We start from the raw sequence: 12,795 nt of genomic DNA on the forward strand, positions 1-12,795 counted from the left end.
CGGAGCCGCAACGGAGCCGATTCCGGCTCTTCAGGAGTACCGTCAAAATTCGCTGGCTACTCGAGGTGGGGGGCGCATATCTGCTCGATAGCTCTTTGCGCGTGTTGGTCCCACCTTTGAGGTCACCCTGTTCTGCGACCCGGTCCGGTCGTTCCTTCCCTGCGTGGGCGGGTCTCACCCAGGTCGGGGAGGTGTTCGAGTCGGCCGTTGATCGCTTCGGTCGGGCCGTTGGATGTGCCGGGTCTGTCGAAGGGCCCGTGATCACGGCTGAGGGAGGAAACTGATGCGCATCAGCCGGCTGTCGGTCCAGTCTTCGAGCCGAGTCGGCCGGATGGTGCCGGGGTCGTGGGGCTGATTGAGATCCGCGACGATTTCGGCCAGCACCGCCTGACGTTCAGCCGGGTCGGTGACAGGCGCGGCCCATGCAGGCAGATCTGCGCGGATCCCGTTCTTGAGGTGGAAGGTGAAGCCGGGATGGGCGAGCAGGTTCGCGTGCCAGTCGGTCGCGGCACCGCCGGTGCCGCTGCACAGGTAGGTGGTGTCCGCGACTCGGTAGAAGAAGATCTCGATGCGGCGTGGCCGGCTGGTGCGGCGGCCTAGCGTCGTGATGTCGATGGTCCGTTCTCTGGTACCCGCGGCGGGGGTGATCTCGATGGCTTGTCGGATGTGGTTGGGCAGGTGGGACAGGGACGCGTCCCGCGCGGAGTCGTTCGACCCGATCGTGGCTGGAGTGCTCATACGGTCTCGCTCCGAAGGGCGGGGCCGAGAAGGAGTCCACCGTCGATGACGTACTCCGACCCCGTGATGAACGACGCTTCTGATGAGGTGAGGAACAGGAGAAGACGGCTGACGTCGGTCGGCTCCCCAAGTCGGGGGATGGCGAACGGCTCGGGTGAGTAGAAGTCGGCGATTGCCGCGGTCGCGCCGACAGCTGGTTTGTGGATGAAGGGGGTCGCGATCACGCCGGGGTGGATGGTGTTCACCCGGATGTGGTCGCGGCCGAGCTCGAGCGCTGCCGTTTGGGTGAGGCCTCGCACAGCCCACTTGCTGGCGACGTAGGGCGCGTAGTGCGCCGTGCCGCCCAGGCCCATGGCTGAGGCGATGTTGACGATGGCCCCTCCGGCTGCGCGGCGCAGAGCGGGGACTGCGGTCTTGATGCCGAGGAAGATCCCCGTGAGGTTGATGTCGAGGATGCGCGACCACGTGGCCTGGTCCGTGTGTTCGATCGGTGCGGGCGGGTTCTGTACGCCCGCGTTGTTGACGAGCACATTCAGGGCGCCGAAGGCGCTCTCGGCGGCTAGCACAGCGGCGGCCCACGAGCTCTGGTCGGTAACGTCGAGGCGGACGAAGCGAGCGCGGGTTCCGAGCTCGTCGGCCAGAGCGACGCCGCGTTCCGCGTCGATGTCGCCGATCACCACGTTCGCTCCCTCCGCGTGAAAGGCGCGCACGTGACTCGCTCCCTGGCCGCCGGTCCCACCGGTGACGAGCACGGTCTGGTTGTCGAAGCGGGGCATCAGATGTTCCTTACGTGGGTGAATGACCGGGATCACCAGTGATGAACCGACGGCCAGTGGTGAGTCGTTCGACTCACCACTGCCCTGACACTAGGCCGGCGACAGTGGCGAGTCAAGCCACTCACCTCGTATGCTTGGCCCATGAGCAGAGCCGTGACGACGTATCACCAGCGCGTCGCCCAAGAGAAGCGCGCGCTGATCGTGACGGCCGCGACCGCACTGTTTCTCGAGTTGGGCTACGACCGGACCTCGCTGGCGCGGATCGCAGAGTCCTCGGGCGTTTCGCGGGCCACCTTGTTCAAGCAGTTTCCGAGCAAAGCCGCCCTGTTCGACGCCATCGTGACCGAGTCCTGGTCGACCTCTGACGAGGAGGATCCTCCGTCGGCAGGCAACGTCGTCGACGGGCTCAGCACCATCGGTCGCCGTTACGCCGAGTTGTTAGGCCGCGCCCAGATGACCGATCTGTTCAGGATCGTCATCGCCGAGCTACCGCGGTTCCCCGAGCTGGCCCATGCGCAGTTCTCCCACGGGAAGATGCCCTACTTCGAGTCCCTACGCAGCTACCTCCAGGCTGAGCACGAGGCGGGAACGGTGCGGATCGAAGACGTGGACCTCGCAGCCACCCAGTTCCTGGGCATGATCTCCAACTACCTCTTCTGGCCGACACTTCTCGTGCCGGGCTGGGAGGTGAGCGCCGAACGCGCCGCTCAGGTAGTCGACGAGGCCGTCCGCACCATCACCGCCCGGTACGCCGTGGCTGGGCCAGGGCCGTCGACCAACAGCTGAGTCCCGCCACCACAGGGTGTCTCGTGCCGGGTTTGGCGTGTTCTGCGTTTTTCGGAGTCGGATTTCTGGGTTCTGGGATCACGTGACCCCAAGGAGGACATCCTGGAACGCCGTGGCTACCCGGCCGAGTTCCGCAGCAGGGCGCAGCGTCGCCGACGCGGCGTGCGACCTGGACATCTCCTGCCGGGACCGTCTACGCCTGGCGGAGCCAGGACCATATCGACCCCCGGCCCGACCAACACCGAGAAGACCGAGCTGGCGATCCACCGCCGGGCCAGCGAGCTTTTAGGCAAGGTGGTGCCCCCAAAAGACGGTTCGAGGCGATCGCGGTGATGGCCGCCGAAGGCCATCCGGTCCAGGTCGCCGTTCGGGTACTGGGGGTGTCGGAGTCGGGGTTCTACGCCTGGCACGGCCTCGGTCCTTCGGCCCGCTCGATCCGACACGTGTTGCTCACTGACACCACCACGTCCCGACCACGGGAGTGCTGCTGCACCTGGGAATTGACCCCACCACCCTGCTGGGCCGCTACGGATGCGGTGCGCGCCGTAACGAACACCAAGAGGCCGACGATGCGACCGTGCGGGCCTCGGTGAAGGGCAGGCGGGTGGTGTCGCTGACCACCAAGCACCGCATCCGCGCCACCTTGCCTCCACGAACCGGGTGCGGGTGCGCCCGAAGGATGAGCAGACCCCGGCCCTGCGAGGGTGTACCAGCCGCCCAGAGCCCCTATGGCTACGGTAGAGTTGGCTCCGGCGACGGCCGGGACCACGCTCCGAGCCGTATCGCGGGCCTCTAGCTCAATTGGCAGAGCAACGGACTTTTAATCCGTGGGTTCAGGGTTCGAGCCCCTGGGGGCCTACCTTTTTCTCGCTCTTCTGCTGATCCCGATCTCCCCCGCGTTCAGCGAGGGTGAGAATTTGCCGTGTTCCCATGAGCAACTCCTTTGGCCCGCGGTTTTGCTACGACGGCATGACACCATCCTCACCCTCAAGCGGGAGCCTGTGCATCATCTCCTGCGGCGTGTAGAAACCCAGGCACGCGCGGGGCCGGTTGTTCAGCTCCTCGGCGATCGCGGTCAGGTACGGCTGGTGCTGCGGGATCTCCGTCCCCTTGGGCGGGTACTCCCGGATCAGCCGGTTGGTGTTCTCGTTCGTGGGACGCTGCCAGGGGCTGTGCGGGTCGGCGAAGAACACCGGCAGGTCCGTGGCCACGGTCAACGCCGCGTGCCGTCCCATCTCCGTGCCCTGGCCCCAGGCCAGCGACTTGCGCACCAGCGCGGGCAACCCCCACACGTGGCCGATGAACGTCGGCCACATGGTCGGCCCTCTTCCCTTCGGGCAGGGCCAGGCCCACCGTGAAGCGGGTCTGGCGGTCCACCAGGGTGACGGCGGCCGTCTGGCCGTCCTTGCCGATGACGAGGTCGCCTTCCCAGTACCCGGAGACCCGGTGCCCCTCGGCCTCGGCGGGCCGCTCCCGGATCGGGCGCATCCCCACGATCCGCCCGCCGGACAGGCCGTTCTTCCTCCTGGGGCGGCGGCCGGTGCGCTTGGAGGGCAGCATCACCCCGAGCCGGGCCAGCTCGCCCTTGGGCAGGGCGTAGATCCAGGTATAGAGCGCTTCGTGGCTGATGCGGGCACCGCCGGTGGGGAGGGAGCCTTCCATGGGCTCCACGCTGGCATCGTCGGCCTCCAGCTTCAACCGGCCCGCGATCTGTCGGGGGGGGCGTCCCCGGCCCAGATCGGCCAGGACGCGCTCGCGGACCACGGGGTCGGTGTCCATACGACGTGGTCGGGGACGTGCGCGGCGGGTCCTGGCGCGTGTGTGGGCGGTGGTGGCCCGGTACCCGCGCGTGGAGCGGTTACGGCGCAGCTCGCGGCTGATGACCGAGGGGCTTCGGCCGAGCGTTCGGGCGATGCGGCAGACGCCTTCGCCTCGTGTGCGGGCGAGCGCGATCTCCTCGCGCTCCTCCATGGTGAGCATCCGCCTCGTCCTCATAAGCAACCCCTTTGACCTGCGGTGTTGCTACGACGGTATGACACCACCCTCGGATGGGACCGCCATTCGTGACAGCACGTGAATTACTACATATTGCGAAATTTTGCATCCGATGCAACTATGAGGGGCGGAAAGGGGGCATGCCATGGGGCTGCGCGAACGCAAGAAGCAGGCCACCCGCCGTGCGCTCCAGGAGGCCGCGGTTGGGCTCACCCTGGAGCACGGCCTGGAGAACGTGACCGTGGAGGAGATCGCCGCGGCGGTCGACGTGTCCCCGCGCACGTTCTTCAACTACTTCCCCACCAAGGAGGAGGCCGTCCTCGGCAACGCCCCGCTCTCCCCGGACGAGGAGTCCCGGGAGGTGTTCGCCATGGGAGGCCCCACGGGGGACTTCGTCAACGACCTCACCCACCTGATCACCGCCTCCTTCGCCAGTTGGGAGGACGTCACCGCGCACCGCACGCTCATGCGGCTCCGCAAGCAGATCCTGGAGAAGGAACCGCAGTTGGCGCCCCGAGCGTTCGCGCAACTGCACGGCGCGGAGGAGGGCCTGGGCCGGACCATCGCCCGGCGCCTGGGCTCCGCTCCCGAGGACGCCCGACCGCAACTGATCGCCGCGACCGCCATGTCGGTCATGCGCCACACCATGAAACGGCTCGACTTCCACGAGGGGGAGGACGCCGAGCACGTGCGTGCCCGGCTCCGCGAGGGGTTCCACCACCTCAGCGAGGTCTACGCGCCGTCCTCCGGCTGACCCGCCTCGCACCGCTCCCCGCCCCGGAGCCGACCGGGGTCCCTTCCCACGGCCAACGGAGGCCCCATGACCACCACTGACGCGCCCCCCGACCAGAGCGCGCCCCGCACCCGGCTGCGCTGGATCTTCCTCGCGGTCATCCTGACCGTGCTGCTGGGCGCGCTCGACCAGACGATCGTCTCCACGGCGCTGCCCACCATCGTCGGCGAGCTCAACGGCCTGGAGCACCTCTCCTGGGTCGTGACCGCCTACATCCTCGCGGCCACCGTGGGCATGCCCATCTACGGCAAGGCCGGCGACCTCTTCGGCCGCCGCAACGTCTACCTCTTCGCCATCGTGGTCTTCCTCGTGGGCTCGGTCCTGTGCGGCCTGGCCCAGAGCATGCCCCAACTCATCGCCTTCCGCGCCGTCCAGGGCATCGGCGGCGGCGGCCTGATCATCAGCGCACAGGCGATCATCGGCGACGTGGTGCCCCCGCGCGATCGCGGGAAGTACATGGGGATCATCGGTGCCGTGTTCGGCCTGGCGTCGGTCATCGGCCCGCTGGCGGGCGGCTTCTTCACCGATCACCTCGACTGGCGCTGGATCTTCTACATCAACCTGCCGCTGGGAGCGGTCGCCCTGTTCACCGCGGCCACGCTGCTCCACCTGCCCAAGCCGGACGGCCCGCGGCCCAAGCTCGACTACCTGGGGACCGTCCTCCTGGCCGCGACCAGTGTCTGCCTGGTCCTGTGCACCAGTTGGGCCGGGTCGGAGTACGACTGGGTCAGCCCGCAGATCCTGGGACTGGCGACCGCTTCGGTGGTCTGCGGGGTCGCGTTCGTGTTCGTCGAGCGCCGGGCGGCCGAACCCATCCTCCCGCTCCGGCTGTTCCGCGACCGCAACTTCGTCATGACGGCCCTGGTGGGCATCACCGTGGGGATCGCGATGTTCTCCACCATCGCCTACATGCCCACGTTCCTCCAGATGGTGGGCGGTGCCACCGCCACCGAGTCGGGGCTGCGGATGATCCCCATGGTGGCCGGCATGCTCATCACCAACATCGGGACCGGGCGCCTGATCAGCGCCACCGGCCGCTACAAGCACTGGCCGATCCTGGGCACGCTCATCATGCCGGTCGGAGTCCTCATGCTCTCGCGGATGGGCACCGAGACCTCCTACCCCTACATCGCCGCGGCGCTGTTCATCTTCGGGATCGGTCTGGGCATGGTCATCCAGAACCTCGTCCTCATCGTGCAGAACTCGGTGCCCCGGCGCGACCTGGGGGCGGCAACCTCGTCGAACAACTACTTCCGCCAGATCGGAGCCTCCTTCGGCATCGCCGTGTTCGGTTCGATCTTCGTCTCCCGCCTCAACGAGCGGGTGGCCGACCTCCCGGGTGACGCACCCGCCTTCGAGGGCGGCGAGGTCGGGATCAGCTCCATGACCCCGGAGATGCTCCAGACCCTGCCCGACCCCGTGCGCGCGCTCATCGTGGAGGCCTTCTCCGAGGCGCTGCCGCCGGTGTTCGTCTACGCCGTGCCGATCGTGCTCGCGGGGTTCGTGCTCTCCTGGTTCATCGAGGAGCGGCCGCTGGCCACCAGTGTCGGCGACGCCCCGAACTCCGAGGGCCCGAAGGAGAACGGCGCCGCCGCAGCGGGCTGACCACACGTTTTTCGCCGGACTTGGAACCATCAGCGCCCCCGTGCCGTCTCACCTGGCACGGGGGCGCGCTGGAATCGCCTCCAGAGCACCCGGGGAGGTGCCGGAGGGGGATGTCAGGGACGGTCCAGGGCTGTCCCCGATGGGAATCGTCAGTGAGGGAGGGCAGTCTGGAGACATGAACGAGATGACCCGGCCCAAGCGCCTCGAACGCAGTGACACCGACCGCTTCCTCACCGGGGTGTGCGGCGGTATGGCCGCCTTCGCCGGCATCGACGCCACGATCGTCCGACTCGCCTTCGTGGTCTTCACGCTCCTCGGCGGCGGCGCGTTCGTGTACATCCTCGCCTGGCTGCTCATGCCCGCCGAGAGCGAGAGCAACTCCCTGTTGCAAGAGATCATCCGCAACTTCCAAGGAAAGCCGAACCAGTGATGTGGACCCTTCGCTCCCAGCCGGGGTGGAAGCCCCGTGAACTGCGTGTCCCCCGCAAGGACCGTGAGAACGACGAGACCCGCGACACCGCCGCCGGGGGCGGCTCGGAGCGCTGAGCACCCACGCACCGCCCCCGGTCGGCCGCGGGCTCCGTCAAGCGTCGGAGTCGAGTTCGTCCAGCTTCACGTGCCGCAGCGTCCACAGGACCACGGCGCCCAGCGGCAGCAGGATCAGTGCGGTGACCCCGTATCCCGCTTGGACCGCCGCGGAGAAGGCCGACCGGGCCGCCTCCAGCAGCTCGGCCGCGGCCGTCCCGGTGAGGGAGTCGGCCACGGCGGTCGCGCCGCCGATGCTCTCCCCGGCCCGGCTGAGCGCTTCGGGCGGCACGTCCGCGGAAGCGCCGTCCACCAGCCGCTGCCGGTAGACCACCGCCGCCAGGCTTCCCAGCAGGGCCAGTCCGAGCGCGGTCCCCAAACCGCCGGCGACGTCGCCCATGGCCGCGGCCGAACCCGTGCCCCGCACCGGCGCGGAGGCGATCACCAGGTTGTAGCCCAGGGTGAACATCGGCCCCAGCGCGAGCGCGACCACCACTGCGCACACGATCACGTGCACGGTGTCCCCGCCGCGCAGGGCCAGCACCATGGCCGTCGCCCCGGTGCCCGCCGAAAGCAGCGCGCAGCCCATGACGGCGCCGGGGCGCATCCACCGGTTGAGCAGGGTGGGGAGCATCCCGCCGATGATGGAGCCCAACGCGGGGGCGATCAGGAGGAGCCCGGCCTGGCCGGGTGAGAGGCCCTGTACCGACTGGAGGTACTGGGACAGCAGCATCTCGACTCCGCCCGCTCCGATGAGCATCAGCAGCATGGCGGCGAGCGACACCGTGAACGCGGGCGCGGCGAACAGCCTGAGGTCGAGCAGCGGTTCGGGCACGCGCAACTGGCGCCGGACGAACGCCGTGCCGAGCACAACGCCCACCGCGATACTCAGAACGTACGGCCACAGCGGCGACTCGGACGCCGAGGCCCGGTGGTCGGCGAGTTCCTGGAACCCGAAGATCACCGTGACGACCGCGGTCACCGAGAGCAGGGCTCCGAAGAGGTCGGGGCGGCCGACGGCACCTGTGGTACCGCCGCCCACACGCGGCAGGAGGGGGAGCCCCAGCAGCAGGACTACGGCGAAGGGCACGTTGATGAGGAACACCGCGCCCCACCAGAAGTACTCCAAGAGCACCCCGCCCAGCGGCGGGCCGAGCGCCATCCCGGCGGAGAAGGAGCTCATGATCACCGCGATGGCGACGGAGAACCGCCGGGGGTCGGGGAACATCACGCGCAGCAGCGAGGTGGCGCTGGGCAGCAGGGAGGCAGCGGCCACCCCCATCAGCGCCCGGGTGGCGATGAGCATGACCGGGTCCCAGGCGAGGGCGGCGACGAGGGAGGCCGTCCCGTACACGCTGACACCGATCACCAGGAGCCGCCTGTAGCCGATCCGCGACCCCAGCCACCCCATGGTGAGTACCGTTCCCACCTGCAGGAACGAGGCCACGTGCAGGATCCACAGGAGCTGGGTGCTGCTCGGGGCCAGGTCGGCGGCGATGGAGGGCTGCGCGAGGAAGAGGACGGTCATGTCCGTCGCGGACATGAGCAGTGGCAGTGTCAGCACGGCCAGGCCGAGCCAGGCACGCCACGTAGTGGTTTGGGGGATTTCGGGCACCACGCCGGTCTCCAAGCATCAAAAGGGTCATTGTCGACCTGACAATGAGCATTCAGCACATCATGTGACTAATGCTGACAAATGAGACGTGACATGCGCCACGAAACTCTAAGTCACACATGTCACGACGTGGGACGAAGTGCCGAAGAGTAGTTCACTCTGTTCACACCGGTGGTCTACCCCCTCACCTGAGGACCTTCCGTACACTATGGTCTGCTCGCATGGGGAACGCACTGAGGAACGCACCGACGACGAGCACGGCCGGGCTCACCACCCCCGAACCCGCCGAAACGCTTTCCGAGTTCCTCGGCGTCCCCCTGGCACCGCGTGACTTCACTCTGGACGACGGTATGAGGGTAGGGGTCGACTACGCGGACACCGACAGGAGAACCCCGACCGTGCTCGCCCAGTGCTACCTCCACTGGGGGCAGGTCAAGTCCGCCCACCGCAACAAGGTGATCGCGGACGCCTTCAAACTCGCGTGGCTGCGCGACACCAGGTTCCCCGAGGCACGCGCCCTCCTGGTGTTGAGTACACCCTTCACCCGCCTCCTGGGAAGCGGCGCATGGCTCCCTTCGGCGCTCGCCTCGCACCACATCCACGTCCTCCTCATGGACCAGAACCGAAATATCCAGCTATCGGACGCGACAAAGTGACCAATACCCCGCTATGAGCCCATCCTTTTCGTCTACACTTGCCGAGTCAACGACTCCCGCGGGCCGTCGCCAACCCTGCTTCCGCCCGCTCTCCGCCGAAGGCTCAGGCACCGTGCCTGAGGTGTCCTGTATGGAGGGTGTGCGCGTGGGCTCTTCCCATGTGGTCGCGTCGACACGTGGTCCCCGCTCGGGCCCACGCGCTCTCTCCTGCGTCGACCAGACTCCGCCGCCGCGCCCCGCCCGGACGCGAACCGGCACCACGGACGGCCGGGCAGGACACGCGTTCGCCCGGGACGTCCTCCTCTTAGCGCGCCCATGATCGACGCAGCCCAACGCCTTCCCCTTCGGCATGTCCCCGCACACCCCAGCGGCCGCCGACAGCACGAGCCCGTTCCCCGAGGAGCAGCCATGACCTCGCCCTCCCCCACAGCCCGCTCGACCGACATACGTGAGGAACCAGGGGCCCTACGCGACGGCCTGGCCCACATGGCCACCTCGGTCAGCGTGGTCACCACCGAGATCTCCACCGGCCGCCACGGCTTCACCGCCAACAGCGTCGTCTCCGTCTCGGCGGAGCCACCGCTGATCGCCGTCTTCCTAGCCACCAAGGCCGAGTGCCACGAGGCCTTCTCCCACACCGAAACGCTGGCCGTGAACGTCCTGGCCGAGGGCCAGCAGGACCTGGCCAGGGTCTTCGCCACCAGGGGTGCCGACAAGTTCGCCGCCACAGGGTTCGTCCCCGGCGACCTGGGCGCCCCCGTCCTCCCCGAAGCCGCCCTCGTGCTGGAGGGAACCGTCCACTCCCTCCAGCACGCGGGCGACCACACCATGATCCTCGCCGAGGTCTCCCGCGTCCGACGCCACGACGCCGAACCGCTGGTGTACCAGGGGCGCCGCTTCCACCGCCTGGGGGCGGCGTGAACGAGAGCATCACCGTCAGAGGTCTGACCAAGACCTACGAAGGCGCCCCAGCACCGGTCCTCGACGACATCGATCTCACCATTCCCCGAGGACACTTCGTCAGCCTCATCGGCCCCAGCGGCTGCGGCAAGTCCACGCTCCTGCGCGTCATCGCCGGGCTGGAGGGCTTCGACTCCGGCCGGGCGGCCCTCTTCGGCTCCACACCGCGGCAGATGTGCGCGGCCAAGGCGGTAGGACTCGTCCCCCAGACGCCGGCCCTTCTGCCCTGGCTGAACGTGCGGCGCAACGTGTCGCTCCCCTCCCGGGTCAACCGGAGGGCGGGCCGGGGCAGTGAGAACCCCGAATCCCTGCTGGAACTGGTCGGGCTGGCCGACGCCGCCCGCAAGTACCCCCACGAACTGTCCGGCGGCATGCAGCAGCGCGTCGCCATCGCCCGCGCGTTCGGCATGCGCCCAGACCTGCTGCTCATGGACGAGCCCTTCTCCGCACTGGACGAGTTCACCCGGGAAGCCCTCCAGTGGCACCTGCTGAGTCTGTGGGAGCGCATGTCCACGACCGTGGTGTTCGTCACCCACTCGGTGCGCGAGGCGATCACGCTCTCGGACGAGATCGTGGTGATGTCGGCCCGCCCCGGGCGTGTGTACGAGGTCCTGCCCGTCGACCTCCCCCGCCCGCGCGACGGCGACGAGGTGGCCGGGCCGCGCGCACGTGCGCTGGAGGAGCGGGTACGCGCCTCCCTCCAAGACGCCTGGCAGGCCGGCTCCGCCCCCGACGACCTGATTCCCCAGTGACGGGAGGAGAGAACGTGGCCACCACCAGTACCTCCGAGGGCGCGAACAGAGCCCCCTCACCCACCGGTCCCGTGCCCGGCAAGCGCCGCCGGCTTCGCGACTCCCCCCTCCGGCCCGGAATGTGGCTGCCCACGGTCGTCGCCGTGGCCCTGGTCGCCGCCGGGTGGACCTACATCGCCGAGACGCAGCCCTATGTCCTGCCGAAACTGCCCGATGTGGGCGCGACACTCGCCGACGACCCCATGGCGTTCCTGGGCAACGCCTGGTCGACGCTGAGCATCGCGCTCATGGGCGTGGCCTGGGGTGCCGGACTGGCGTTCGGCCTGTCCCTGCTCATGTCCGAGATCCCGGTGCTACGGCGGGCGATCATGCCGCTCGCCGTGGTCCTGAACGTCACCCCGGTGATCGCTGTCGCCCCCGCCCTGGTGGTGGCGTTCGGCTTCGGACTGGCACCGAAGGTGATCGTCACGGCGATCATCACGTTCTTCCCGGTCCTGATCAACGTCACGACAGGGCTGCGCTCGGTCCCTGTGCCGGTGATGCACGTGTTCAGCACACTGCACGCCTCCCGGATGGAGATCCTGTTCAGGCTCCGCGTCCCCAGTTCCCTGCCCTACGCCATGGCCGCGCTGCGCGTGGTCCTGCCCCTGTCCATCGTGGGCGCCGTCGTCGCCGAGTTCGTCGCCGCCGGCTCCTCCCAGGGGCTGGGCACCATGATCCGCAACTCGGCGGCGATGGGCCAACTGTCCTACGTCTACGCGGCCGTCATCTGCCTGGCCGCGATGGGCGTACTGATGCTCGCGTTCACCACCCTCCTCGAACGCAGGCTGCTGTTCTGGCACGAGTCACAGCGGTGACCCCCTCAACTCTCCACCATGATCGGAGCAACACCGGCATGCCCTCCTCCGCCCCCATCTCTCCCCGCCGCTCCCGGTACATACGCGGCGCGGCCGGCGCGGCCGCGGCCCTCCTCCTGACCTCGGCGTGCGGCGGGGCCCAGGACGAACCGGAGGCGGCGGAGGCCGCTTCCGTCATCGACGACGAGCGCTGCCAGACCAACGAGGCCGCGGGGACCATCACCTACCTCACCGGCTTCCAGTACCAGTCCTCGGTGAGCATCCTGGAGCCCATCGCCGCGCAGGCCCTGGGCTACTTCGACGAACTGTGCCTGGACGTGGAGATCGTTCCCGGCGACGGCAACACCATCGGCAACGCCCAGACCGTCGCCGCCGGCACCTCCCAGTTCACCTCCCTGGGCAACGAGGCCGAGATCCTCCAGGCCAACAACGCCGGCAGCGACGTCATCGGGGTGGCCACCTACGGCCACGTGCCCATCGCCACCCTGCTGACCGGCCCCGACGTCGAGGACCTCACCGACCTCGAAGGCACCACCCTGGGCCACAAGGGCCTGCTCCCCGCACCCATCGAGGCCATGCTCAACGCCGCCGGGGTCGACATGAGCCAGATCGAGCAGGTGGAGGTGGGCTACGACCCCTCCGTCCTGCCCCGCGGCCAGGTGCAGTCCCTGACCGCCTTCCGCTCCAACGAGCCCTTCCAGCTGGAGGCCATGGGCGAGGACTACACCGCCTGGATG

At 68.6% G+C, this 12,795-nt stretch carries 13 protein-coding genes, 1 tRNA gene and 1 pseudogene; 10 read left to right on the forward strand and 5 right to left on the reverse strand.

The features are described from left to right. Positions 1 to 261 precede the first annotated feature (261 nt). Together B042_RS0101670 and B042_RS0101675 are read right to left on the reverse strand one after the other, a co-directional pair. Positions 262 to 738, reverse strand: coding sequence for a nitroreductase/quinone reductase family protein (locus B042_RS0101670; protein ID WP_028646764.1), 477 nt, complete (start codon positions 736 to 738; stop codon positions 262 to 264). Beyond that, the gene (locus B042_RS0101675; protein ID WP_028646765.1) at positions 735 to 1,514 is read right to left on the reverse strand and encodes a glucose 1-dehydrogenase; all 780 of its coding nucleotides are present in this window, start codon (positions 1,512 to 1,514) and stop codon (positions 735 to 737) included. The genes B042_RS0101670 and B042_RS0101675 overlap by 4 nt, the downstream gene beginning before the upstream one ends. 141 nt (positions 1,515 to 1,655) lie before the next feature. On the opposite strand from B042_RS0101675, the gene B042_RS0101680 reads away from it, so the two are divergent. Continuing rightward, positions 1,656 to 2,300 carry a TetR/AcrR family transcriptional regulator gene (locus B042_RS0101680; RefSeq protein ID WP_028646766.1) on the forward strand — a complete coding sequence of 215 codons (645 nt, stop codon included), beginning with the start codon at positions 1,656 to 1,658 and terminating at the stop codon, positions 2,298 to 2,300. Between the two features lie 786 nt (positions 2,301 to 3,086). After that, a tRNA-Lys gene (locus B042_RS0101685) sits at positions 3,087 to 3,159 on the forward strand. Between the two features lie 100 nt (positions 3,160 to 3,259). Here the strand turns inward: B042_RS0101685 and B042_RS26830 are convergent. Together B042_RS26830 and B042_RS26835 are read right to left on the reverse strand one after the other, a co-directional pair. Continuing rightward, on the reverse strand, positions 3,260 to 3,616 hold the full coding sequence (locus B042_RS26830) for an IS30 family transposase (RefSeq protein WP_255342274.1): 357 nt from the start codon (positions 3,614 to 3,616) through the stop codon (positions 3,260 to 3,262). A 52-nt stretch (positions 3,617 to 3,668) separates the two neighbouring features. After that, a pseudogene (locus B042_RS26835) lies at positions 3,669 to 4,295 on the reverse strand (IS30 family transposase); the annotation flags it as partial. Positions 4,296 to 4,440: 145 nt separating this feature from the next. Here B042_RS26835 and B042_RS0101695 point away from each other — a divergent pair. The 3 genes from B042_RS0101695 (at position 4,441) to B042_RS0101705 (ending at position 7,123) form a co-directional block, all read left to right on the forward strand. Then, complete coding sequence (locus B042_RS0101695) at positions 4,441 to 5,049, forward strand: TetR family transcriptional regulator (protein ID WP_028646767.1); 609 nt, start codon at positions 4,441 to 4,443, stop codon at positions 5,047 to 5,049. A gap of 66 nt (positions 5,050 to 5,115) precedes the next feature. After that, complete coding sequence (locus B042_RS0101700) at positions 5,116 to 6,693, forward strand: MDR family MFS transporter (protein ID WP_028646768.1); 1,578 nt, start codon at positions 5,116 to 5,118, stop codon at positions 6,691 to 6,693. Between the two features lie 175 nt (positions 6,694 to 6,868). Next, a complete protein-coding gene (locus B042_RS0101705; RefSeq protein ID WP_028646769.1) occupies positions 6,869 to 7,123 on the forward strand; it encodes a PspC domain-containing protein in 255 nt (84 codons plus the stop codon). A 153-nt stretch (positions 7,124 to 7,276) separates the two neighbouring features. Here the strand turns inward: B042_RS0101705 and B042_RS21640 are convergent, their stop codons facing one another. Further along, a complete protein-coding gene (locus B042_RS21640) occupies positions 7,277 to 8,836 on the reverse strand; it encodes an MFS transporter (protein ID WP_036553646.1) in 1,560 nt (519 codons plus the stop codon). 218 nt (positions 8,837 to 9,054) lie between these two features. Between B042_RS21640 and B042_RS21645 the strand changes: the two genes are divergently transcribed. The 5 genes from B042_RS21645 to B042_RS0101740 form a co-directional block, all read left to right on the forward strand. Continuing rightward, positions 9,055 to 9,489, forward strand: a complete 435-nt coding sequence (locus B042_RS21645; RefSeq protein ID WP_051415393.1) for a hypothetical protein — start codon at positions 9,055 to 9,057, stop codon at positions 9,487 to 9,489. 408 nt (positions 9,490 to 9,897) lie between these two features. Further along, positions 9,898 to 10,410, forward strand: a complete 513-nt coding sequence (locus B042_RS0101725) for a flavin reductase family protein (RefSeq protein WP_028646770.1) — start codon at positions 9,898 to 9,900, stop codon at positions 10,408 to 10,410. After that, a complete protein-coding gene (locus B042_RS0101730; protein WP_028646771.1) occupies positions 10,407 to 11,201 on the forward strand; it encodes an ABC transporter ATP-binding protein in 795 nt (264 codons plus the stop codon). The genes B042_RS0101725 and B042_RS0101730 overlap by 4 nt, the downstream gene beginning before the upstream one ends. Before the next feature lie 14 nt (positions 11,202 to 11,215). Then, positions 11,216 to 12,058 carry an ABC transporter permease gene (locus tag B042_RS0101735; RefSeq protein WP_369797653.1) on the forward strand — a complete coding sequence of 281 codons (843 nt, stop codon included), beginning with the start codon at positions 11,216 to 11,218 and terminating at the stop codon, positions 12,056 to 12,058. Between the two features lie 38 nt (positions 12,059 to 12,096). Continuing rightward, positions 12,097 to 12,795, forward strand: a 699-nt coding sequence (locus B042_RS0101740; RefSeq protein WP_036553544.1) for an ABC transporter substrate-binding protein, incomplete at its 3' end; no start/stop codon positions are given.

The sequence above is a fragment of the Nocardiopsis sp. CNT312 genome (assembly GCF_000515115.1).
Lineage (GTDB): Bacteria > Actinomycetota > Actinomycetes > Streptosporangiales > Streptosporangiaceae > Nocardiopsis.